This is a genomic window from Pseudomonas sp. FW305-3-2-15-C-LB1 (assembly GCF_058787615.1).
The window spans coordinates 18,093-41,490 of the sequence record NZ_JBYSZX010000014.1 but is presented as its reverse complement, the minus strand read 5'-3'; the positions used below and the strand labels follow the sequence as shown (position 1 = coordinate 41,490).

Genomic DNA, 23,398 nt, shown 5'->3' with positions numbered 1-23,398 from the left:
ATGAATAGCAATACGCTGTGGTTGATCGGCCGGCGCCTGGGCGCCGGAGTCGTGACCTTATTGATCGTGTCCATGGTCGTGTTCGCGATCACGGCGGTACTGCCGGGGGACGCGGCGCAACAGTCCCTCGGCCAGTTCGCCACCCCGGAGCAGGTGGCGGCACTGCGTCTGAAACTGGGGTTGGATCAGCCCGGTGTGTTGCGTTACCTACATTGGTTGATGAGCTTGCTCAGCGGTGACATGGGCGTGTCAGTGTCCAATGCCATGCCGGTGGGTGAACTCATGGCTGGGCGTGTGCCCAATACCCTGATGCTGGCGGCCACTACGGCGCTGGTTTCGGTACCGGTGGCACTTGTACTGGGCATCGGCTCAGCCATGGGGCGGGGCGGGCGCATCGACAGCTTCTTGAGCTTTTTCACCCTGGCCATGGTCGCCGTGCCGGAGTTTCTGGTGGCGACGCTGGCAGTGCTGATCTTTGCCGTCAACCTCGGTTGGTTGTCGGCGCTGTCTTATGCCAGCGACATCACCTCGCCGCTGCAATTCCTGCGCACTTATGCGTTGCCGGTGATGACGCTGTGCTGCGTGATCGTCGCGCAAATGGCGCGCATGACCCGAGCCGCCGTGATCGATCAACTTGACAGTGCCTACGTGGAAATGGCCCGCCTCAAAGGCGTCGGTCCGGTGCGCATCGTGTTGCAGCACGCACTGCCCAATGCCATCGGGCCCATTGCCAATGCTATCGCCCTGAGCTTGTCGTACCTATTGGGCGGGGTGGTGATTGTCGAGACGATCTTTAACTACCCCGGCATCGCCAGCTTGATGGTCGATGCGGTGACGAACCGTGATATGGCGCTGGTGCAAGCCTGCACTATGTTGTTCTGCGCAGCTTACTTGGGCCTGGTTTTACTGGCCGACCTGTGCGCGATCTTGTCCAATCCGAGGCTGAGAAACCAATGAACAACCTCATTGTGAAGTCAACGCCTGCTGCCCCTGATCTATCGGCGGGCAAGGTGGCCAGTGGGCCGTCCTGGCTTGGGCTGGTGGGCGCCGGTGTGTGTGTGATCTGGCTGTTAGTGGCGTTGTTCGGGCCGTGGCTGGCGCCGCACCCCGTGGGTGAAGTGGTCTCTGACAACATTTTCGAAGGGCTCAGCGCTGCGTACCCATTCGGCACCGACTACCTGGGCCGCGACATGCTCAGTCGCATCCTCGTGGGTGCACGTTTCACCGTAGGCCTGGCGCTGGTGGCGGCGATCCTGGCCAGCAGCCTGGGCACCGGTTGTGCGTTGCTGTCGGTGGTGTCGCCTAAATGGTTGGATGAAATCATCAGCCGCCTGATGGACGCCTTTATCTCGATCCCGAGCAAGATGCTTGCGTTAATCATGGTCTCGGCGTTCGGCTCCTCGGTAACCCTGCTGATCTGCACCGCCGTGCTCAGTTTCAGCCCCGGCGCGTTTCGCATTGCCCGCAGCATGGCGGTGAATATCGAAGCCTTGGAGTATGTGCAGGTGGCCCGCACCCGTGGCGAGCGCCGGTTGTACATCGCCTGTGTGGAAATCCTGCCAAACATGCTCAACCCGGTGCTCACCGACCTGGGCCTGCGCTTTGGTTTCATCGTGCTGCTGCTCAGCGGCATGAGCTTCCTCGGCCTCGGCGTACAACCGCCGGATGCCGACCTGGGCTCGCTGGTGCGTGAAAATATTGGCGGCCTCGGCCAGGGCGCACCGGCCATTGTGCTGCCAGCGCTGGCCATCGGCACGCTGACCATTGGCGTCAATTTGTTTATCGACAGACTGTCGTCCCGACGTAGTCGACGCACGGGAGGCCATTGAAATGACTGAATTGATTCGCGTCGAAGACCTGCGCGTAGTCGCCTGTGGCGAGCGCGGCGAGGTAGAAATCGTCAAAGGGGTGAGCTTTTCCCTGCAAAAAGGTGAAGTGCTGGCGCTGATCGGAGAGTCCGGTTCGGGCAAAACCACCATCGCCTTGGCCTTACTCGGTTACGCCCGGCGTGGCTGTCGCTTGTCCGGTGGGGTGGTGCAGGTCGGAGAGCACGACATGCTCGCTCTCAGCGAAAAACAACTGCTGGGGCTGCGTGGCAACCGCGTGTCTTACATTGCTCAAAGCGCTGCCGCAGCGTTCAACCCGGCCAAGAAACTTATCGACCAAGTGGTGGAGGGCGCCCTGATCCACGGCCTTGGCACTCGCGTCGACCTGCAAGCCAAAGCCATCGGCCTGTTCCGTGACCTGGCTCTGCCGGATCCAGAGCGAATCGGTCAACGCTACCCGCATCAGGTGTCGGGTGGGCAGCTGCAACGGGTGATGGCAGCGATGGCGCTGATCAGCGATCCATTGTTGGTGGTACTCGACGAACCGACTACCGCGCTTGACGTGACCACCCAGATTGACGTGCTGCGTGCCTTCAAACGCGTCGTACGCGAACGGGGTGCGACGGCAGTGTACGTGTCCCATGACCTGGCGGTTGTGGCGCAGATGGCCGACCAGATCGTCGTGCTGAATGGCGGCCAGATCCTTGAACAAAGCGCCACTGCACCACTACTCAAGGCTCCGGCCCACGAATATACCCGCAGCTTGTTAGCGGCTGCGCGCCCCGATACCGCTATTCGTCCGCCCTGCGGCATCGCCGAAGAGGTGCCATTGCTGACTATCAGCGCTCTTACTGCCGGTTACGGCAGCAAGAATCAGCAAGGCATGCCGTTGATCCGCGTGTTGGAAGACATCGATCTCACCGTGCACCGTGGTCAGGCCATTGGCGTGATTGGCGAGTCGGGTTCCGGTAAATCCACTCTGGCCCGTGTGGTCGCTGGTTTGTTAACTCCGGCCTTGGGTGGCCTGACGTTTGATGGACAACCTCTGGGAGGCAGTCTGTCCGAACGTACCCCGGAGCAGTTCCGTAGAATCCAGATGGTGTTCCAGAACGCCGACACGGCGCTTAACCCAATGCACAGTGTGGCGACTATCCTCAGTCGCCCGCTGAAGATGTACTTCGGCCTCAAAGGCGCTGCCCTGCAGGCTCGTATCGGTGAACTGCTCGACCTCGTGCGCCTTCCGCGCAGCATGGCCGAACGTCGTCCGAACGAGCTGTCCGGTGGTCAAAAGCAACGGGTCAACCTGGCGAGGGCCCTGGCGGCCAAACCTGACCTGATCCTGTGCGATGAAGTGACTTCAGCCCTCGACACCGTGGTGGGTGCGGCGATCCTTGAACTGCTACGCGACCTGCGCCAGCAATTGGGGGTGTCCTACCTGTTTATCAGCCACGACATTTCTACCGTGCGTGCGCTGTGCGATGACATTGTCGTGATGTACAGCGGCAATAAGGTGCAGGCTGGCAGTCGCCAGTCGTTTGCTGAGGCGCCGTTTCATCCTTACACCGATCTGCTGATCCATTCGGTTCCCGAGCTGCGCCAGGGTTGGCTAGAGAACTGCGGCACCACGTGCGGCACGCTGCCGCCGATTGGCGAGCGAGCCAACGTGCCGCAACTGTGCACCTTTCTCAACCGTTGCCCGGTGCGCATCGACGGCCTGTGCAACCTGACCGCGCCGAACCGCCGCACCTTGGAAAACGGTGGCGAAATCCTCTGCCACCACGACGGCGCTCAACTGCTCAAAACCCAGCAGGGCGCCACTACCATGACCTTGGGAGCCTATGCATGAAGGGGCGTTTTGTAAGGCTGGCTGAACAGGGCCGGCCGACGGTTAACCTGACCGTGGACGGCACACTCATCGAAGCCCTGCAGGGCGATACGCTGATGGTCGCACTGCTGACCCAGGGTAACGCGCTGCGCCAATCAGAATTCGACAGTGGGCGCCGCGCCGGTTTTTGCCTGATGGGCGCGTGCCAGGACTGTTGGGTTTGGACGCGCAGCGGCGAACGACTGCGTGCCTGTTCCAATGAAGTGCGCGAGGGGCTGGATATTGTCACCACACAACCGGAGGCGATATGGCCACTACACGGGTAGTCATCATTGGTGCGGGACCGGCCGGTGTCCGTTGCGCCGAAACCCTGTTGGCGGCCGGTATCAAGCCGATCTTGATCGATGAAAACCGTCGCGACGGCGGGCAGATCTATCGTCGCCAGCCCGAAGGTTTTACCCGAGATTACGCCACTTTGTACGGCAGTGAAGCCGCGAAGGCCCAAGACCTGCACCAGAGTTTCGACCGCTTGCGCGGCGCCATTGACTACCGCCCCGACACGTTGGTGTGGAACCTCACGCCGGGGCAATTGTGCTGTGTGAGCCAGGGCCGTCACAGTGTGGTGGATTACGACGCGCTGATTCTCTGCACGGGCGCCACAGACCGCTTGATGCCGATTGAGGGCTGGCAACTGGCGGGCACCTATAGCCTGGGCGGGGCGCAGATCGCACTGAAAAATCAGGCGGTATCTATCGGCCATCGCGTGGTGTTCATGGGCAGTGGGCCGTTGCTGTACCTGGTAGCCAGCCAATACGTGAAGGCCGGTGCCAGCGTTGCAGCGGTGCTGGATACATCGCCCCTGAGCTTGCGCATCAAGGCGTTGCCCAAACTGCTGGCGCGGCCTGCAGTGTTGTTCACGGGTCTTAAGCTGTTGGCACAGTTGTACCGCGCGAAGGTTGCGGTGCACCTGGGCATCCAACCGCAGCAAGTCTTGGGTGATGCTGACAATGGCGTGATGGGTGTGCGCTTTACGCAAGGCAGCGGGCATATTGAAACGGTGCAGGCCGATGCGGTTGCGCTGGGTTATCACCTGCGGCCCGAGACTCAACTGGGGGATTTGGCGGGTTGCGCCATGGCGTTTGACCAAGCCTCAAGCCAGTGGTGGCTGTCTACGGACGACCTTGGGCGCACCTCGGTCAAGGGCGTCTACGCGGCCGGTGACGGTTCGAAAATTCGCGGTGCCGATGCCGCCGAACACGCCGGGCGCCTGGTGGCAATGGCGTTGTTGGAAGATTTGAAGTTATCGGTGAACGCTGGCTTGCGTGACGAACAACAGCAAGCTCTGGCCGTGATGGATCAATTCCGACTCGGCCTGGCCCAGGCATTCCCGTGGCCGAGCGATCAGGCCAAGGCCTTACCCGACAGCGCCATCGTGTGCCGCTGCGAAATGATCAGCGCTGGTGAACTACGCCGCACGGTTAACGAGAAAGGCGCCTGCGAGGTCAACCGTGCCAAGGCGTTCAGTCGCGTGGGCATGGGCCGTTGCCAGGGGCGTTATTGCTCCCAGGCGGGCGCCGAAGTGATCGCCGCGTGTGCCGGTGTCCCGGTGCAGGAAGTCGGCCGCCAGCGCGGCCAAGCGCCGGTCAAACCGTTGTCGATGCTCACCGAAGAGGTCGCGCCATGAGTGTGCAAAAAGCAGATGTAGTAATTGTCGGTGGCGGCCTGATGGGGGCAGCGACGGCGTTTTTCCTGCGCAGACGTGGGCAATCGGTGATCCTGCTGGAACGCGACCAAATCGGCCAGTACGCCAGCGGCGTCAACTTCGGCAATGTGCGTCGGCAAGGGCGATTTTTGGGGCAACTGGCCTTGGCCAACCGTTCCTGGGCGCTGTGGAAACGCCTGCCGGAGTTGATCGACGATGACCTGGAATTCATCCCCAGCGGGCATATGCGAGTGTGTTATCGCGAAGACGAAATCGCAGAGCTCGAAACCTACGCCGCCGCACCGGAAGCTGCGCAACTGGACTTGAAGATCTATCGCGGTGCTGAGCTGCATCAACGTTTCGGCTTTCTCGGTCCGGATGTGAAAGGGGGGTCCTACGCGCCTCACGACGGTCATGCCAACCCGCGGCTAGCTGCACCTGCGTTTGCCCGTGCGGCTATTCGCCTGGGCGCACAGATCGAAGAGCGCACCGAAGTGGCTGAAGTGCAGAAAGTGGGCGGTGATTTCCAGGTTACCACCATCGACGGCCGTCAATTCCACGCCGCACAATTGTTGATCACCGCGGGCGCATGGGGCCAGAAGCTCTCGGCGCAGTTCGGTGAACCGGTGCCTTTGGACACCCACGGTCCGCAAATGGCGGTGACCGAACCGGTGCCCTACGCGCTGCCAACCGTGATCGGCGTGTACACCAAGATCCCCGAGGAAGTGATCTACTTTCGCCAGATCCCTCGGGGCAATATCGTCATCGGCGGCGGTTACCGCAGCAAGCCGGACATGCTCAACCGGCGCGCCTACGTCGAACCACGCAGTATCCTCAACCAGATCAGCCAGATGCGCCGTCTGCTGCCGGGTGTTGGCAACCTGAACATCATCCGCGTGTGGAGCGGCATCGAAGGCTATCTGCCCGACTCGTTGCCGATCATGGGGCCCAGTGGCACGGTCGACGGGTTGTTCTACGCGTTCGGCTTCTGCGGCCACGGATTCCAGCTTGGCCCTGGCGTCGGCGATGTGATGGCCGAACTGCTGAGTACCGGCGTCACCAGTACGCCCATCGCGCCGTTTTCTATCACGCGTTTTGCCCTTCCAGACGTACAACGGAGCCAGGCCTCATGACCCCCCGCGTTCTCGACATTCTCAAACACCTGATGGCCTTCGATACTGTGTCGTCGGAGTCCAATCTGGCCCTGATCGACTATGTGCGTGATCTGCTGTTGACCACAGGCATCGAGTCTCTGATCGTCAAAGATGAAAGCGGCAAGAAAGCCAATCTCTTTGCCAGCACCGGGCCTAAGGAACAACCCGGCGTATTGCTGTCCGGGCATACCGATGTGGTGCCGGCGGCGGGGCAGGCGTGGACCTTTCCCGCGTTCGCCGCCACTGTTCAAGACGGGCGTATCTATGGCCGTGGCAGTTGCGACATGAAGGGCTTTATTGCCCTGGCTATCGACGCCATGCTTGAGGCCGCCGACCATCACTTGATGCGACCGCTGCAGCTTGCCCTGTCGCATGATGAAGAGATCGGTTGCGTCGGCGTACGTCGACTGCTGGACGTGCTGCACCTGGCACCGGTGCGCCCTTTCCTGTGCCTGATCGGTGAGCCCACCAATATGCAGTTCGTGCTCGGCCATAAGGGCAAGGGCTCCTACCGTACTTACTGCCGTGGCCTGGAAGCACACTCGTCCCTGGCGCCACGTTCGGTCAACGCCATCCATGTGGCGTGTGATTTTATCGCCGCTCTGCGCGAGAGCCAGCAGCAACTGCAAAAGCACGGCGCCCAGGATAGCGACTACGACGTGCCCTATAGCACAGTGCATGTGGGCCAGATTGTCGGCGGTAAGGCGCTGAACATCGTGCCCAACCTGTGCACCCTGGATTTCGAAGTGCGTAACCTGCCGGCGGATAATCTGGACCAGTTCCTGGAGCAAATGCGCGAGCGCGCCGAAGTCATCGTGCGAGAGGCGCAGAAACTCTCCAGCGTGGCGGCTATCGAGATCGAAACCCTCAATGTCTATCCAGGCCTGGATACCCACCCGAGCGTCGAGGCGGTACGGTTCCTCAAGCAGTTCGCTGCACCGGATACCGGTACGTCGAAGGTCTCTTTCGGCACCGAAGGCGGTCTGTTCAATCAGCGCTTGGATGTGCCGGTGGTGGTCTGCGGGCCGGGCTCGATTGAGCAAGCTCACAAACCCAACGAGTTTATCGAGATCAGCCAGATGGACGCCGGCGCGCACTTCCTGCAAGGTTTGCTCGGTTCGTTGAAGGCGTAGCAGAGCCTGCCGTCCAGCTGTGAATTTCAGCAGGCCGCGCTGCTGTAACCACGCTTTCGGCATCCTCCTCCGTGGCCGCTCCCTAGACTGGAGTTTGTCTCGGAACAGGACTCGACCATGCTCAAGAATCGCTTGCAAGACCCCAGCCTGCTGGCTGAACTCGGCTACGTAGATGGCCAGTGGATCGCTGCCGACAGCGGCGCCACCCTGGACATCCGCGACCCAGCCACTGGCCAAGTGTTGGCTCAGGTCCCGGCCATGGATGCCTTGGACACCCGTCGCGCCATCGAAGCCGCCGAGCGCGCCTGGCCTGCCTGGCGCGCACGCCCGGCAGCAGAACGTGCATCGTTGTTGGAGCGCTGGTTCCACGCGATGATCGACAACCTCGATGACCTCGCGCTGATCATGACCAGCGAGCAGGGCAAGCCCCTCAACGAGGCCAAAGGCGAAGTGCGCTACGGTGCCGGTTTCGTCAAGTGGTTTGCCGAAGAAGCGCGGCGGATCTACGGTGAAACCATGCAGGCCCCCAGTGGTGATCGTCGTCTGTTGACGTTGAAGCAACCGGTGGGTGTGTGTGCGGCCATTACCCCGTGGAATTTCCCCAATGCGATGATCACCCGAAAATGCGCGCCGGCATTGGCTGCTGGTTGTCCGATTATCGTCAAACCATCGGACCTCACGCCGTTGTCAGCCCTGGCCCTGGCGGTGCTGGCCGAGCGCGTCGGCATTCCTGCTGGCGTGTTCAACGTGATCACGGGGCTGCCTGCCGGCATTGGTGAAGAACTGACCGGCAACCCGACGGTACGCAAGATTTCCTTCACCGGCTCAACTGCCGTTGGCCGCCTGCTGATGCGCCAGAGTGCCGAGCACATCAAGCGGCTAAGCCTGGAACTGGGGGGCAATGCGCCGTTTATCGTGTTCGATGATGCCGACCTGGAGCAGGCAGTGGCCGGGGTGATGATCAGTAAATTCCGCAACGCCGGGCAAACCTGCGTGTGCGCCAACCGCATCCTCGTGCAAGACGGCATCTATGACCGCTTCGCCGCGAGACTGGTGGAAGAGGTGGGCAAGCTCAAGGTCGGCAACGGCCTGGAGGAGGGTGTGACCATTGGCCCGCTGATCAACCCCGCTGCGGTGAACAAGGTGGCGCGGCATATCGACGATGCCCTGAGCCAGGGTGCGAAGCTGTTGTGCGGCGCGATCCCCAGCGGCGATAGCCAGTTTGTGCAGCCTACGGTATTGGGCGATGCACACGCCGGGATGCTGTTGGCTAACGAAGAAACTTTCGGTCCGGTGGCGCCGCTGATGCGCTTTACCTCTGAGGCCGAAGCGCTGGCGCTGGCCAATGCCACCCCTTACGGCCTTGGTGCCTATTATTTCACCCAGGACTTGCAGCGCTCCTGGCGGTTTGGCGAGGCGCTGGAGTTCGGCATGGTGGGACTCAATACCGGGATCATCTCGATGGAAGTCGCGCCGTTTGGTGGGATAAAGCAATCGGGCCTTGGCCGTGAAGGCAGCAAATACGGCCTTGACGAATACCTTGAGGTCAAAGCGTTCCACATCGGCGGCTTGAACTGACAATTAATGGGGTGTGCTCAATGAGCAAGGTATTCAGAATCGCCGCGATTGCCGGCGATGGCATTGGCAAGGAAGTACTGCCCGAAGGGCTGCGGGTATTGGAACAGGCTGCAAAAACCTGGGACCTCAACCTGAGTATCGAGGTCCTCGATTGGGCCCACTGCGATTATTACCTGGAACACGGGCAGATGATGCCCGACAACTGGTTTGAGCAGCTCAAGGGTTTCGACGCCATCTACTTCGGTGCCGTGGGCTGGCCGGACAAGGTGCCGGACCATATCTCCCTGTGGGGTTCGCTGCTTAAGTTTCGTCGCGATTTCGACCAATACGTCAACATCCGCCCGGTGCGGCTATTTCCCGGCGTACCCTGCCCATTGGCCGGGCGCGAGCCGGGGGATATCGACTTTGTAGTGATCCGCGAAAACACCGAGGGCGAATATTCGTCGGTGGGTGGCAAGATGTTTGAAGGCACCGAGCACGAGTTCGTGTTGCAGGAGTCGGTGTTCACCCGGCGTGGTGTGGACCGCATCCTCAAGTTCGCCTTCGACTTGGCCCAGACCCGCCTGCGCAAGCGTTTGACGGCGGCCACCAAGTCCAACGGGATCTCCATCAGCATGCCGTACTGGGATGAGCGCACGGCGCTGATGGCGTCTAACTATCCTGAGGTGGCGTGGGACAAGCAGCACATCGATATCTTGTGTGCACGGTTTGTACTGCAGCCGGATCGCTTTGATGTGGTGGTGGCGTCGAATCTGTTTGGTGACATCCTGTCTGACCTTGGGCCTGCATGCGCGGGGACCATCGGAATTGCGCCCTCGGCGAACCTGGACCCGGAGCGGCGGTTTCCGTCGTTGTTCGAGCCGGTGCACGGTTCTGCGCCCGATATTTATGGGCAGAACACTGCGAATCCGATTGCGATGATCTGGTCAGGGGCGTTGATGCTCGATTTCCTCGGGAATGGAGATGAGCGGTATCGGGCTGCCCATGATGGGATTTTGCGAGCGATTGAAGCGGTCATCGCTGAGGGGCCGATTACGCCGGATCTGGGCGGCAAAGGCTCGACTCAGGAGGTAGGACTGGCGATTGCTGCCAGGCTGTAGCTCGCTCAAAAGAGGGGGAGAGCAATACACCCCCCTCTTTTGTATTGTTGTGCATCAGTAGCCCAGTGAACGATCTATCTCACCGACCATTGGCTCATCGCGCTCGAACCGACGGATGTTTTCCAATAGCACGCCAAACGCACTGTGCGGCTGGGTCATCGCGGCAATATGCGGCGTCAGGATAATCTGCGGATGTTTCCAAAACGGATGAGTCGCCGGGGCTGGCTCTTCCTGTAGTACATCCAGCACGGCGCCACTCAAATGCCCAGTGTCCAGCGCCTCCAACAAGTCTGCTTCAACCAGGTGCCCGCCGCGGCCCATATTGATCAACGCTGCGCCCCGGGGCAGTTGGGAAAACAGTCGTCGGTCCAGAATTCCCTGGGTCTGCTCGGTCAACGGCAATACACACAGCAAAATGTCACACTGGCGCAAGAACGCCGACAGTTGTTCCTTGCCCGCGTAACACGTTACACCCGGCACCTGATGCGCACTGCGTGCCCACCCCGACAACGCAAACCCCATTGGCGCCAACGTCGCCAGAATCTGCTGTGCCTGTGCTCCCAGTCCCATTACGCCAACCCGCCGATTCACCGCTGGCTGTAACAGGTGCGCCTGCCAGCACCGCGCAACCTGTTGTTGACGGTATTTCAGCATGTCCCGGTGCAGGCTGAGCACGGCCCAGCTCGCGTACTCGCACATACCCTGGGTGATGCCTGGATCGAGCAGGCGTATCACCGGCAGCTGGGGCGGCAGGCGCGACAGGTCCAACTGATCCACGCCGGCCGACAGGGCAAACAGCACCTTTAGGTTGGGCAGCAAATTTGCCACATCCTCAGGCGCACTCCAGGCGGCGAGGTATTCAATGTCTGCTGGGTTGCCAATGTGTGGCCAGGCGCGCCATTCGATATCCGGTGCATGTTCGGCGAACAGTGCCTGCCAGTGTTCGCCGCGTATCGGGTCAGCTTTGTAGAGCAAGGCCATGGGCATTTCCTGCTGGATAAAGGTAGCGATCATCATCTCCCAAGCCCGGCGCAGGATCTGTTGAAAGGCGGGGTTAAAACAGTCGATCCGAATTTCTCACGGGGCAAGTTCGGCGTAGTGCGTTGCTCACACACCGTAATCTGAACAGCATCGCAACCACCTCCAGGTTGCCGGAATCACAATGGGAAATGCCATGAATAGCAAAGTCGACGAAACCCCTCATTTGCTCCGTCAGCGCGAGCAGTTCGTGCCCCGTGGGCTGGTCACCGCGCATCCGCTGGTGATTGACCGTGCCCAGGGCGCCGAGTTGTGGGATGTGGATGGCAAACGTTATCTGGACTTCGTCGGCGGCATCGGCGTGCTCAATATCGGTCACAACCACCCCAAGGTAGTCGCCGCTGTGCAGGCTCAACTGCAGAAGGTTTCCCACGCGTGTTTCCAGGTGGTGGCCTATAAGCCATACCTCGACCTTGCACAGCGCCTATGTGAAATGGTCGGTGGTAAGGAGGCCTATAAAGCGGCGTTCTTCACCTCTGGTGCAGAGGCCGTGGAAAATGCTGTAAAGATCGCCCGTGCCCATACAAATCGTTCGGCGGTGATTGCCTTTCGCGGTGGGTTCCATGGACGTACCTTGCTGGGCACTACGCTCACGGGGATGAGCCAACCCTACAAACAGAACTTCGGGCCATTCGCGCCAGAAGTGTTCCACACGCCGTATCCGAATGCCTATCGCGGCGTCACCAGCGAGGTGGCACTCAGTGCCCTGGATGAGCTGCTGGCAACCCAGGTTGCACCGGAGCGAGTGGCGGCGATGATCATCGAGCCTGTTCAGGGCGACGGTGGTTTCCTCACGGCGCCGCCTGAGTTCCTCAAGGCATTGCGTGCATTAGCTGATAAGCACGGCATCGTACTGATTCTGGACGAGATCCAGACCGGTTTCGGTCGCACCGGCACGTGGTTCGGTTTCCAGCATGCGGGCATCCAGCCCGACTTGGTCACTGTGGCGAAGAGTTTGGCCGGGGGGGTGCCGCTGTCAGGCGTGGTGGGTAAAGCGCAGATTATGGATGCGCCACTGCCTGGCGGTCTTGGCGGCACCTACGGTGGTAATGCGCTGGCTTGCGCCGCAGCACTCGCGGTCATCGAGGCTTTCGAGCAAGAGCAATTGCTGGCTCGCAGCCAAGTACTGGGTGAGCGCTTGCGCCAAGGTTTGCTTAGCTTGCAGGCGCGCTACCCGAACATCGGCGATGTGCGTGGTACCGGCTTCATGTTGGCGATCGAGTTGATCAAAAAGGACGCCGCGCGCACCCCGGACGCAGACCTTAACCAACAGGTCATCGATGCTGCGCGGGCCGGTGGCTTGCTGGTGATCAAATGCGGCGTGCACCGCAATGTGCTGCGTTTCCTGGCGCCGTTGGTGGCCACTGAAGCCCAGGTTGACGAAGCCCTGGAAATTCTCGACAAGGCCTTGGCACGGGTCTTGAACTGAGGCAGTGCCCGCTACGGGTGAAACGCATCAAGGAGGCTAGACCCACCATGGGGCTGACAGATTATCGAACGTTGCTGATTGATTGCGATGAAGTTCTGGTAGACCGGGATTCGGGGGTGTGGGCGGCATTGCAACCGTTGCTCGACAACCGTGGTGGGCAGCCGTCCAGGGAGCAGGTGCTGACGGAATTCAACGCGATGGTGGCGAGCCTATACCCTCGCTTTGCTGAGCTAGGCTTCAGTGGTGTGTTGTGTTTTGCCCATCGCCAATTGGCTGAAAGCTGGGACCTTCAAGCCAGTTGGGAGGAGGGTATGAGTTTTGCCCGTTCGGCGAGCAACTGGTCATTGTTCGAGGACTCGCCAGGGGCGATGCTGTACTTACGTAAGTTCTATTGCCTCCTGGTGCGCGGAGATCGCGATGCCGAGGACCGTAGTGGGTTGTGCGAGCGGCTGGGGATTGCACCGGAAGATTTCATCTCGCTGGCCGAAGACCCACAATGGCTCAGCCGACAAGGCGTAGATGAACTGCCGATTCTGCATGTCACGCGACCGTCGGTCGGCGCGCAAGTAGCGTTGGACCGTTGTTTGATCGGCCGCAACCGAGCTCGGCAGCCTTCGCCTTGCGCGGCAGACTATTGCATCAGCAGCATGGCGGATTTGGTTGCGCAGCATCAGCTGTCTTTACGGCGCTGATTTTGCTAGAAGATTGTCTTACAAATGGCAGTCAAGAGGTACGCAATGGAAGGGCTAGTCAAGCTGGACCGGATCGACATCAGCATTTTGGTTGAACTGCAAAAGGACGGCCGGATGACCAATGTCAGCCTCGCCGACGCTGTGGGCCTGTCTGCCAGCCCTTGCCTGCAACGGGTCAAACGGCTGGAATCGGCGGGGTATATCTCCAGCTACAAGGCCCACTTGAACCTCGCCAAGATCACCGACTCGGTCACCGTCTTTACCGAGATCACCCTCAGCGACCACAAACGTGAAGACTTTGCCAAATTCGAATCCAATATTCGGCTGGTGGATGAGGTGCTTGAGTGTCACTTGATCAGTGGGGGATATGACTACCTGGTACGCTTCATGACGCGCAGCATTCAGCACTATCAGGAAGTGGTTGAGAGTTTGTTGGACAAGAATATCGGTATATCCAAGTACTTCAGCTACATCGTTATCAAGTCCCCCGTGCTGAAGGAGGGGGTGCCATTGCGCAAGCTGTTGCGCCATTGAGGGCAAACTCGGTTCTTTCCGGTATGGCGCTTTGGCGCACGGAAAATCCCAATCGCCGGCCAGGTCGAGGAAGGCCAGTATTTTCCTCTTGAACACTCCAAATACTTAACGCATTACGGGTGCAATTGTTTAGCCTCCCGGTACTGGCCTGGCGAGGCGCCAAACCATCGCAGGCAGGCTTTATGAAAGCTGCTGAGCTCACGAAAACCCACGGTGAGGGCTATGTATTTAAGGCTTCGCGAGGAGTGCAGCAGTAGCGCGCGGGCTAGCAGCCGGCGACAGTCGTCCTGGAGATGAGTGAAATTCGTACCTTCTTTTTCCAATGCATTCTGAAGGCTTCGTGCACTCCTACCGATATGAGCCGCCGCCATTTCCAATGTATATAGCTATCCTCGCAGCATGGTATCTGACAAGTATCGACGTATTTGCACTTCGGGTGAGCCATTGATCGCCCTCAACTGTGCATCGGCGTAATGGCAATGTATGAGTTCCAGCACGGGGTCTGCGGTTATCAAGGGCAGATCCAGAATGTCACTGCTGAAGATGAGCATGACATGAGGGGCGTTGAAATTCAGGTCGGGGCCAAACGTTTCGAGAATCGACGAACGCAACATGGTGATCGCGAGTGCCTCGGAAGAGCAAGCTCAGGTTGCCCGCGAAGTGGACCGAAATCTGGTTCGCATTCGCGATCTGTCGATCCAGACATCGGCTGGAGCTGAGCAAACGCATTCGGCGAGTCAGGAACTGTCGAAGCTTGCGGGTGACCTGAGCACATTAGTCAGGCAGTTTCGAGTTTGATGGACAGGTGCTCATACCGCTAACCCAATTGCGCGTCTTGGATGGAAACAGTCATTTTCGGACATATCTGAGTTCTTCGCATTGCTCTAAAGTTTCTTGCTCATTCAGACATCCTGGCGCATATGAATCTCTGGTTTCGGCTTCTATTCCTGCTTTTTCGTAGACCCTGGCGTAGACCTGTCGACGGGTTGGCAACGACCGTAACCCGCATGCGGGTCTGGCCTCTGGATCTGGATTTCAATCGGCACGTCACCAATGGTCGATATTTCACGTTGGCCGATGTAGCTCGCATGGATTATGTACTGCGCAGCGGTGCATTTCGGGTCGCGTTGCGTGCAAAAGCGCTTCCTATCGTTGGGGACACATGGGGTAAGTTTCGTCGTGAACTGAAGCTTTTCGAGCCTTTCGAAATTCATACGAGGATGCTTGGCTGGGACGCAAAGTGGAGCTACATCGAGCATCGATTTATCAGTCGTAGACGCGTGGTTGCCGTTGTTGTGATGCGCGGCTTATTTCGCTCTGCAGAAGGCACTATTTCACCTTCTGCCTTTTGCCAGGAATTGGGTTTGCCAGAGGATTCGCCAGGTATGCCGCAATGGCTCATGGATTGGTCGAAAGCCTGTGATGAAATGAGCCAACAACTGCGAAGCGAAGAGGCATTGTGACGTTCCTGAAAGGCTCTTCGCCCTGATTTGAGTCCTGCTTTAAGGATTTGCGAACGACCAAATCACTTCTAAACATCAAGTCGACGCTATTGGTCCGCAGAGCCAGTCGCGCTGACTTGTGCTGGTTTGTAAGCGTCCGGGCATCCCGTCTTGCGCGGCTAAGCCGGTTGCCAACGATGCGGCAACAACTCCCCAATTTCACTCGCCCGCTGCGTCGGCAGGCGATTAAGAACGTCCTTCAGATAAGCATACGCATCATGCCCGTTGAGCTTGGCCGACTGGATCAAACTCATCAACGCCGCCGCACGTTGACCGCTGCGTAGGGAGCCGGCGAACAGCCAGTTTTTTCTTCCAAGAGCCCAAGGTCGAACTTGCTGCTCGATATGGTTGTTGTCTATCGGCACCGTGCCGTCGTCCAGGTAACGGCGCAACGCAGCCCAACGTTTTAGGCTGTAATCCAAGGCTTTGGTAATCCCTAAACCTTCATGCACAAGCTCGCGCTGGGCAATCATCCAGGCATGAAACGCGTCCATCAGGGGCGCTGCTTTTTCCTGACGTATTCGTCGCCGGACATCAGGTTCCAAATCGCGAACTTCGCGTTCAACTTCATATAAAGCCGCGATGTACCGCAACGCTTGCTCGGCAAGCACGCTTTTATTGGTGATGTGCAGGTCGTAAAACTTGCGGCGAGCGTGGGTCATGCAGCCGATTTCGGTGACTCCAAGTGCAAAACTGGCTTTGTAACCGCTGTAATCGTCACAGACCAACTTACCTTTCCAGTCGCCCAGAAAGTTGCGGGCATATTCGCCCGAACGACCAGGATTGAAGTCGTACACCACCGCGCTGATTTCAGCGAACGCGGTCGTGGCATAGCCCCAAACATAAGCACGGTGGGTTTTCTTCTCGCCCGGCGCGAGCATCTGCACCGGCGTTTCATCGGCATGCACCACGTTGTGCTCAAGCACGACTTCGCGCAGGGCATCCACCAGTGGCTGCAATTGCACGCCGCAAGCACCGACCCAACTGGCCAGCGTTGAACGAGGAATCGCGAGACCGGCACGCCCGAAGATTTGTTCTTGGCGGTACAGCGGCAAATGATCGGCGTATTTCGCAATCATTACTTGGGCCAGTAGCCCGGCAGTTGGGATGCCTTTGTCGATGACCTGCGCCGGCACCGGCTCTTGAATCAAGGTTTCGCAGTTGTTACAGACCCATTTGCCACGAATATGCCGTTCAACGCGAAACACGCCCGGCGTGTAGTCGAGCTTTTCGCTGACGTCTTCGCCGATACGCTTGAGGGCGCAGCCGCATTGGCATTGAGTATTTTCGGGATCGTGATTAATCAGTGTGCGAGGAAACTCGGCAGGCAACGCAGTGCGTTTGGGTTGCTGGCGGACTGCTACTTGCGCTGGCTTTGGTGCCAGGATTTCAAGCTCTGCTTCGATGGCGGCCAGGTCGGTCTCAATCAGGTCGTCGAGCAAGCTGGCCTGATCAGGGCTGAACGACTCGGAGCGTTTGGCGAAGCGGTGGCGTTTGAGCTGGGCTATTTCGTGAATGAGTTGCTGGTTGCGGGTCTTCTGATGAAGCACCTCTTTGTCGAGGCTCGCCAGCTGCGAATCTAGATGCTCAACGCGTTTGAGCAACTGCGCAGCGAGGCTGCGCAGTTGTTCGGTGTCGAGCTGATCGAGAGGAGGAGTAGGAATCATGGCGATGACTCTGCCCGATCTGCTGATCGATGTATGTCATCCATGTCTCTTAATGGTTACGGATGGCTCCGTCAGACCCAAGCCGTTGCCAGGGAAGACCGACCACCAGTGCCTGAAGCTGCTCAGTATTTAGCTCCATTTGGTCACCATGTCGATTGCTCGGCCAGGAAAACTTCCCCTGATGCAGACGGCGCGCCGCCAACCAAACGCCCAGGCCGTCGTGAACCAGCACCTTCATACGGTTGCCCCGGCGATTGGCAAAGAGATAAGCGCAGTGCGGCTGCGCCGCACCGAAGACCGCCACGACCCGGGCGAGCGCTTTCTCGGTGCCGGAGCGCATATCCATCGGTTCGGTGGCCAGCCAAATTGCGTCGATGCGGATCACGAAGCAAGTCCACGGACAAATCGGACGCATCCCTCGGGATCGGAAGCTGGCCATTTTACCGTGAAGATTTGCTCGCCAAATGGCAGCTCGATGATCACAGATGACTCGGCCTGCCTTTTCGGGGCGACCTTTACCGGAACGAACGCCGGCAGGGTTGCGGGTGGTTGATCTCGGTAAAGTGGCAGCCACTTACGGATTACGTTGGCATTGATGCCGTGGCTGATGGCAACGCTGGAGATGGAGGCGCCGGGTTGCAGGCATTCCTGAACAACCTGGGCTTTGAACGACTTGGGGTAAGAGCTTCGTTGGCGCATTTAAGGGCTATCGCGTCCGCTTAAAAATAGGCGGACACCATCGCCCTTAATTTGGGAGGCCGGTAGGTGTGTTCACCGTGCGCTTACGCTGGTTTGCATAACCCACCCGGTTATTGCTCCCCAGACTTGATACACCTTTTAAAGCAACCGCAGCAGTTCTTCACGCTCCACCGTTCATCCCTAATTGCTTGAGTGGATGAAAATACAAGTACAACATAGAGTATTGTCACGGTACCAAGAAATTCAAAATTATATATAAAACAATGAGTAAGCCGCCCAGTGCACGTCTCGTTTCCCGCTCCAAACACAAAAAAAAGCCACTCTAACGAGTGGCTTTTTTTTGCCTGCAATTTACTGGGTGGGCGCTTCGTCCTCTTTTTTCGTGACTTTGATTTTTATCGACGTGCACGGGCAAATGGACTCATTTGGTGCAGAGTTGTGTCCGCCATTCGGCCAGTCTCGATTGCCGATTGTTAGCACAGCTCAACGGTCAACGCCTGAAAGCATGCCTCTTGGCCACCGAGACCATCATCAGCGCCGGCAGCAACAACGCCAGCGCTACCCAGGGAATAGCGCTTGCCCCCCAGGTTTCCAAGAGAACGCCACCGATCACACCGCTGCCTGCAAACGCCAGGTTGAAGACGGTGACCAGCATCGATTGCGCAATGTCAGCGCCGTCTCCGGCAACTTCAGCCAAGGCGGTTTGCAGTAAGGTTGGCGCGCCACCGAAGCTCATCCCCCACAAGACCATGCTGATGTAGATCGCACTGGCGGGCAGGTCACCCAGCCCAAGGACAAACGACACCAGGGTGAATGCTGTCAGGCTGAGCAGTACCAGGCTACGAAGCCTGCCATGAATCAGCGTGCCGATCATCCATAGACCGAACAAGGCCGCAATACCGAATGCAAGGAGGCCCTGATCAACCTGATCGGCCAAGCCAACAGAAGCCAGGAACGCAGCAATATAGGTATAGAAGGTGTAATGGGCCAGGATCCAGACCATGACCACCGCCAGTACCGGCCGCACCCCCGGGGTTTGCAAGACCCTGCGCAGCGGCAGGCGTCGATCGGCGCGTTGTCCGGGGTAATCAGGCACTTTCAGATAGATCCAGGCCATCAGCAAAAGGCTGAGTCCTGAGAGCGTCCCGAACACGCATCGCCATCCCAGCAGTTTGCCGAGCCAGGCACCCAGCGGTACGCCCAGGGCAAGTGCCAGAGGGATGCCGAGCATGGCCAGCGCCATAGCGCGACCTTGCAGTGGTGGGGTGACCAACCGTCTGGCGTAGCCGGCCAGCAGGCTCCAGGCCAGACCGGTTGCAATACCCACCATGAAGCGAGCCGCCAGCGTCAATGCAAACCAGGGCGACAGGGCGGTCACCGCATTGCAGGCGCAAAACACCCCGACCGCCAGTAACAGCACCCCGCGCCGACGCCAACCCTGCAACGCGAGCGTCAAAGGAATAGCCGCCAACCCTGAGCCCAGTGCACACAGTGTCACCATCTGACCGGCCCATGCTTGCGACACACCAAATGCTTCGGCGATTTGCGGCAAAAGTCCTGCCGGCACCGTTTCGTTGGCGGTGGCGATAAAGCTACCCAATGTCAGCGCCAACAGGGCCGTCAGTGGGAGACCCTCGGTAGTGAGGTGTTCGATATTGCTCGATGTTGTGAAAGAGCCATTTTCAACCTGTGATTTGCCGGTCATGACTTGTGCTCAATGGGAGAGGAGGCATGAGTGTGATGAATTGCCTACGATTTGATAATTGGCTTAACATTTGATGAGCTATCAAATTTGAATTGAATATGGCCACTGACCGATTGGGTGATATGCGTTTGTTTGTCGAGGCGGCAGCACTCGGCAGCCTGTCTGCCGCAGGGCGCAAACTGGCGCTGTCGCCAGCCGCGGCCAGCGCGCGCCTTATCAAGCTTGAGGCGGCGCTGCGCACCAAATTGTTTGATCGCACAACGCGTCAGTTGCGCCTTACGGAAGAAGGTCGGTTTTACTTGCAGCAGTGCTGGGTCGCATTGCGGGCTATTGATGAGGCGGAAGCGGGGCTTCAAGCCAGTCAAACTGAGGTGCGTGGCAAGGTACGGATATCCGCGTCTGCCGATTTTGGCCGCAATCTTTTGAATGACTGGCTTGAGGCATTCAGTAAGTTGCACCCGGAACTGTCCGTTGCGCTGACGTTGTCGGATTCGGTGTCGAATCTGCTGCAGGACGATATTGATCTGGCAATCCGGTTTGGGCAGCCACATGAAAGCTCGATGATCGCCAGGCAGTTGGCGCCCAACTGGCGAGTACTGTGCGCTTCGCCTGACTATCTGGCGCGATACGGCGAACCGCAGACCCCTGCTGACCTGGTGAACCACAAGTTCATCGTGCTGGTGACTGGCGCAGGGCCCTTGAACACCTTTCACTTTGTGGTGGACGGTCAGGCATGGAACTACACCGTACCTATGAGCCAGGCATGGGAAACCAATGATGGCGCACTCGCGCGCGCATGGGCGTTGGCCGGGCATGGCATTGCACGCAAGACCATCTGGGATGCGGCAGCCGATATCTGTGCTGGACGACTGAACGTCCTGTTGCCTGACTTTTGTGTCCCAGAGGCCGGCGTCTACGCGGTGCTACATGGCAACCGTTACCGGGTTTCCCGCGTGCGTGTATTGCTGGACTTCCTTATCGAACAGTTCGATTGCGCAACCGATCAGTTGTTGTCAGGCCTTGAAATGCCTGATGCCAGGAGGCTGTAAGCCACGCGATCTTATGAAGAGGGATTGAGGGGGAGAACAGGGAGTTGATGTGCGGATAACTGATTGATGTACCACCGGGTGTCTACCCTTGCTTTTTGCTCTTGTTCCGAATTTTTGCACGGACTGCTTATTTTTCAAGGTGACCGGATTGTTTATAAAACTATTCCTTGGTGCCTCTTCACATGACGCACACAACAAGGCGCTAAATTAAATTCAGTTGAAGTTTTTCTTAGGCTGACTTCGCATTTTTTTAACGCATGTTCAGCGAATGTTCAGAATGCCACGGCGAGTTGCCGGGTTGAATGAATACAGTGTGCGGCCTTTACAACTCTTCACTTTTCCAATCTGGAACGCCTGAAAAGCAAAGTGCTAGTCTGCGCTTTTTTCAGGGACGGCAAGGTCGCATGAATAAGCTAAAGGAAGTGGCTGTAAAAAAGCCCTGTTCATTTATTTTTGTGGTCGCGTTTATTGTATTGGCTGTCCTGCAATACAAGCCCGCCGTGCTCAATTACACCACGCGCTTTGTCGACTTTGCCCAATATATGCTTGCGCACGGCGTCACGCTGTTTCCAATCGCCGAAGATCTGCAGCCTTACCCCGATTACACGGTGATCAATACACTCCTGGTTTATCTGGTGTCCTTGCCGTTTGGCCGTGTCTCCATTCTGTCGATGGGCGTGCCTTTTTGCGTCGCTGCCGCGTTGATGTTGGTGTTCATTTATAAATTGGGGGCTTTGCATGAGAAGAAGTGGGGCGCCTACGGGGTGGTGTTTGCGCTGTTCACCTGGTCATTTCTGGACGGCGTGAACTCCCTGGCGCTGGATGTGTACCCGGCACTTTTTACGGTGGTGTGCTTTTACCTGGCCTACGCGGGCGAGGTGCACCAACAGCGTTATCGGTTGCCGCTGGTACTCGCGGGCCTGGCGCTGGGCTTTGCGTTTCGTGGCCCGATCGGCCTGATCGGACCTGCCAGTGTCGTCGCCTCTTATTACCTGTTGAGCCGGCAGTGGCGCATGCTGGTGGTGTTCTCATTATTGGCGGGCCTGGTCCTGGCCACGGGTATCGCGGTGCTGACCTGGGCGGCCTATGTGCAGGGCGGCGATGCTTTTCTGCAAGAGGTTTTGATCATGCAAGGACTCGGGCGGTTCGGCAGTGATCACGCGCCCCGTTATTACTTCTACTTTTCGGCAGGCTTGCTGACCTACGGTTTCACCGCCTTGATTGCAGTGAGTGTGATCATCAGAAAGGGCAAACACTTTTTCGACAGTACGCCTCATGCCGCCACGAACATGCTCCTGTACCTCACCGGCTGGCTCCTTATGATCATTGTGCTGTTCACGATTCCAAGTTCGAAAAAGGCGCGTTACATACTGTCGATCACACCAGCTATTTCGTTGTTGGCGGCCTATGTCTTCGTGGACCGCAGTGAAATGTTTGCAAACACCCGGAAAAAACTGCTTGGGTTCTGCCTGGAGTTGCCGCTGATAGGCCTCGTGATGCTGTTACTTGCCTATGGGTACAGTTTGTATGCGGTGACCCCGCTGCAGCCCAACTACCTCGGTGCCTGCCTGGGTCTGATTACGCTAGTCGCCGTGCGGCCCTGGTTGGAATCACGTTTTCACGGGCATCCCCATCGTGAGTTCGTCATCTTTTCTTTCGGGGCTGTCACCTTTCTCATACTGGATATGTTTTTCTTCAATTGCGTTACTTACCATCTGGAGTTGGCCCATGAGCCGACGCCTAAATTCCTGCCTTATTGGTTCTGGTGAACAGTGGGCATGCAAAACATCGGCAACCGCTCCAGCATCCACGTCAACAATTCCTGAGCGGGCGCCGCAAGCGGTCTTGAGGCCTTCACCAACAGCTTGGCCTCCACCCCCAGCAACAGCGGATGGTCGATCAGCACCGACGCCAGCTCGCCGTTTTCAATTTCTCGATAGGCCGCGAACTCCCCGGCCAGCGAGGCAAAGCCGCCAGTGGCAACCAGGCGCTTGAGTGCCGCCAGGGAGTTGCTGACCAGGGTCGGGCGTACTTCGATCTTCTCGGCGTATTCCAGCAGGGTGATGGCATGGCCAATACCAAATGTGGTCGGCGTCAGCACCAATGGGCATTCCAACACCTCCGTCACGGTCGCCATGGTGCCACGCACCGCCAGTGGATGGTCCGGGCGCACCAGCAACATCACCGGCTGCAGCGAGGCGGCGCGGTAGTCGATGTGTGGATGGGGCGGCGGGTTATAGGCCAGGCCGATATGCGCACGGTTTTCGGCGACTTCGTTGAGCACATCGTCCACCGGCAGGATGTCCAGGGTGACTTCAAGCCTGGGGTATTGCTTGCTGAAAGGCGCGAGCACGTTGTCGACCAGCGCATCCACATAGCCTTCGCTGATCACCACCCGCACATGGCCTTGCTGCAGGCCCTTGATGGCTTGCAACTGGTCTTCGAGTTTTTCCTGGTGCGAGCGATAGCCGCGCCAGAACTCCAGTAGATGCGCCGCCGCCTCGGTGGGCTGAACGCCACGGGCCTGGCGCTCGAACAGCTTGGCGCCCAATTCCTCTTCCAGCAGCTTGATCTGGCGGGTGATCACCGAGGGCGAGGTGTTGATGCTGTCCGCCGCTCCCCTGATCGAACCGTGCACCAGCACTTCGTGGAAGTAGCGAAGACGTTGTTGATTGATCTCACGCATGAAGGATGACCCGCTCCAGAAGTTGTGTTGCCTGCAGAGCAACGCTAAGTGAACTTAGTTGCTCTTGCTGCTTATCGTG

The 23,398-nt window shown here is 58.5% G+C and carries 22 protein-coding genes and 1 pseudogene; 16 read left to right on the top strand and 7 right to left on the bottom strand.

The genetic code is table 11. The features are described 5' to 3' along the window. The 9 genes from AC3WP7_RS23200 (at position 1) to AC3WP7_RS23160 (ending at position 10,318) form a co-directional block, all read left to right on the top strand. A complete protein-coding gene (locus AC3WP7_RS23200) occupies positions 1-957 on the top strand; it encodes an ABC transporter permease (protein WP_102592141.1) in 957 nt (318 codons plus the stop codon). Then, the gene (locus tag AC3WP7_RS23195; protein WP_102592142.1) at positions 954-1,829 is read left to right on the top strand and encodes an ABC transporter permease; all 876 of its coding nucleotides are present in this window, start codon (positions 954-956) and stop codon (positions 1,827-1,829) included. Before AC3WP7_RS23200 ends, AC3WP7_RS23195 begins: the two co-directional genes overlap by 4 nt. Position 1,830: 1 nt before the next feature. Continuing rightward, a complete protein-coding gene (locus AC3WP7_RS23190) occupies positions 1,831-3,672 on the top strand; it encodes an ABC transporter ATP-binding protein (RefSeq protein WP_102592143.1) in 1,842 nt (613 codons plus the stop codon). After that, positions 3,669-3,977 carry a (2Fe-2S)-binding protein gene (locus AC3WP7_RS23185; protein WP_102592144.1) on the top strand — a complete coding sequence of 103 codons (309 nt, stop codon included), beginning with the start codon at positions 3,669-3,671 and terminating at the stop codon, positions 3,975-3,977. Before AC3WP7_RS23190 ends, AC3WP7_RS23185 begins: the two co-directional genes overlap by 4 nt. After that, entirely contained in the window at positions 3,959-5,335 is a 1,377-nt protein-coding gene (locus AC3WP7_RS23180; protein ID WP_102592145.1) for an FAD/NAD(P)-dependent oxidoreductase, read from the top strand. The genes AC3WP7_RS23185 and AC3WP7_RS23180 overlap by 19 nt, the downstream gene beginning before the upstream one ends. Next, positions 5,332-6,486 (top strand): NAD(P)/FAD-dependent oxidoreductase, encoded by a 1,155-nt coding sequence (locus tag AC3WP7_RS23175; protein WP_102592146.1) that lies wholly within the window; start codon positions 5,332-5,334, stop codon positions 6,484-6,486. Before AC3WP7_RS23180 ends, AC3WP7_RS23175 begins: the two co-directional genes overlap by 4 nt. Next, positions 6,483-7,640: an acetylornithine deacetylase gene (gene argE / locus AC3WP7_RS23170; RefSeq protein ID WP_102592147.1), complete on the top strand. Its 1,158-nt coding sequence runs from the start codon at positions 6,483-6,485 to the stop codon at positions 7,638-7,640. The genes AC3WP7_RS23175 and argE overlap by 4 nt, the downstream gene beginning before the upstream one ends. 117 nt (positions 7,641-7,757) lie before the next feature. Then, positions 7,758-9,218, top strand: a complete 1,461-nt coding sequence (locus AC3WP7_RS23165) for an NAD-dependent succinate-semialdehyde dehydrogenase (protein ID WP_102642501.1) — start codon at positions 7,758-7,760, stop codon at positions 9,216-9,218. A 20-nt stretch (positions 9,219-9,238) separates the two neighbouring features. Then, positions 9,239-10,318 (top strand): tartrate dehydrogenase, encoded by a 1,080-nt coding sequence (locus AC3WP7_RS23160; protein ID WP_102592149.1) that lies wholly within the window; start codon positions 9,239-9,241, stop codon positions 10,316-10,318. Positions 10,319-10,372: 54 nt separating this feature from the next. On the opposite strand, the gene AC3WP7_RS23155 is transcribed toward AC3WP7_RS23160, so the two are convergent. After that, a complete protein-coding gene (locus AC3WP7_RS23155; RefSeq protein WP_102592150.1) occupies positions 10,373-11,299 on the bottom strand; it encodes a 2-hydroxyacid dehydrogenase in 927 nt (308 codons plus the stop codon). A 193-nt stretch (positions 11,300-11,492) separates the two neighbouring features. Between AC3WP7_RS23155 and gabT the strand changes: the two genes are divergently transcribed. Genes gabT through AC3WP7_RS23140 form a run of 3 tightly spaced genes read left to right on the top strand, consistent with a single transcriptional unit; the run spans position 11,493 to position 14,011 of the window. Continuing rightward, positions 11,493-12,785: a 4-aminobutyrate--2-oxoglutarate transaminase gene (gene gabT / locus AC3WP7_RS23150; RefSeq protein WP_102592151.1), complete on the top strand. Its 1,293-nt coding sequence runs from the start codon at positions 11,493-11,495 to the stop codon at positions 12,783-12,785. Positions 12,786-12,832: 47 nt separating this feature from the next. Beyond that, positions 12,833-13,477 carry an HAD family hydrolase gene (locus AC3WP7_RS23145; RefSeq protein WP_102592152.1) on the top strand — a complete coding sequence of 215 codons (645 nt, stop codon included), beginning with the start codon at positions 12,833-12,835 and terminating at the stop codon, positions 13,475-13,477. A 45-nt stretch (positions 13,478-13,522) separates the two neighbouring features. Continuing rightward, positions 13,523-14,011, top strand: coding sequence for an Lrp/AsnC family transcriptional regulator (locus tag AC3WP7_RS23140; protein WP_102592153.1), 489 nt, complete (start codon positions 13,523-13,525; stop codon positions 14,009-14,011). Positions 14,012-14,124: 113 nt separating this feature from the next. On the opposite strand, the gene AC3WP7_RS23135 is transcribed toward AC3WP7_RS23140, so the two are convergent. Further along, positions 14,125-14,382 carry a helix-turn-helix domain-containing protein gene (locus AC3WP7_RS23135; RefSeq protein ID WP_102592154.1) on the bottom strand — a complete coding sequence of 86 codons (258 nt, stop codon included), beginning with the start codon at positions 14,380-14,382 and terminating at the stop codon, positions 14,125-14,127. Between the two features lie 217 nt (positions 14,383-14,599). On the opposite strand from AC3WP7_RS23135, the pseudogene AC3WP7_RS23130 reads away from it, so the two are divergent. Beyond that, positions 14,600-14,809: pseudogene (locus AC3WP7_RS23130) on the top strand (methyl-accepting chemotaxis protein); the annotation flags it as partial. Positions 14,810-14,931: 122 nt separating this feature from the next. After that, entirely contained in the window at positions 14,932-15,474 is a 543-nt protein-coding gene (locus AC3WP7_RS23125; RefSeq protein ID WP_102592155.1) for an acyl-CoA thioesterase, read from the top strand. A 158-nt stretch (positions 15,475-15,632) separates the two neighbouring features. Here the strand turns inward: AC3WP7_RS23125 and tnpC are convergent, their stop codons facing one another. The 4 genes from tnpC to AC3WP7_RS23105 all read right to left on the bottom strand — a co-directional run bounded on the left by tnpC (position 15,633) and on the right by AC3WP7_RS23105 (position 19,584). Next, positions 15,633-17,180 carry an IS66 family transposase gene (tnpC, locus tag AC3WP7_RS23120; RefSeq protein WP_102592156.1) on the bottom strand — a complete coding sequence of 516 codons (1,548 nt, stop codon included), beginning with the start codon at positions 17,178-17,180 and terminating at the stop codon, positions 15,633-15,635. Between the two features lie 49 nt (positions 17,181-17,229). After that, the gene (tnpB, locus tag AC3WP7_RS23115) at positions 17,230-17,565 is read right to left on the bottom strand and encodes an IS66 family insertion sequence element accessory protein TnpB (RefSeq protein ID WP_102592157.1); all 336 of its coding nucleotides are present in this window, start codon (positions 17,563-17,565) and stop codon (positions 17,230-17,232) included. Further along, complete coding sequence (tnpA, locus tag AC3WP7_RS23110) at positions 17,562-17,879, bottom strand: IS66-like element accessory protein TnpA (RefSeq protein ID WP_102592158.1); 318 nt, start codon at positions 17,877-17,879, stop codon at positions 17,562-17,564. The genes tnpB and tnpA overlap by 4 nt, the downstream gene beginning before the upstream one ends. Positions 17,880-18,369: 490 nt before the next feature. After that, entirely contained in the window at positions 18,370-19,584 is a 1,215-nt protein-coding gene (locus AC3WP7_RS23105) for an MFS transporter (RefSeq protein ID WP_092249791.1), read from the bottom strand. A 98-nt stretch (positions 19,585-19,682) separates the two neighbouring features. Between AC3WP7_RS23105 and AC3WP7_RS23100 the strand changes: the two genes are divergently transcribed. Together AC3WP7_RS23100 and AC3WP7_RS23095 are read left to right on the top strand one after the other, a co-directional pair. Next, on the top strand, positions 19,683-20,633 hold the full coding sequence (locus tag AC3WP7_RS23100) for a LysR family transcriptional regulator (RefSeq protein WP_093127834.1): 951 nt from the start codon (positions 19,683-19,685) through the stop codon (positions 20,631-20,633). 404 nt (positions 20,634-21,037) lie between these two features. After that, entirely contained in the window at positions 21,038-22,402 is a 1,365-nt protein-coding gene (locus AC3WP7_RS23095; RefSeq protein ID WP_092249797.1) for an ArnT family glycosyltransferase, read from the top strand. Here AC3WP7_RS23095 and AC3WP7_RS23090 read toward each other — a convergent pair. Next, positions 22,387-23,319, bottom strand: coding sequence for a LysR family transcriptional regulator (locus AC3WP7_RS23090; RefSeq protein WP_093513778.1), 933 nt, complete (start codon positions 23,317-23,319; stop codon positions 22,387-22,389). The two genes, AC3WP7_RS23095 and AC3WP7_RS23090, sit on opposite strands and share 16 nt — an antisense overlap. Positions 23,320-23,398: the final 79 nt, after the last annotated feature.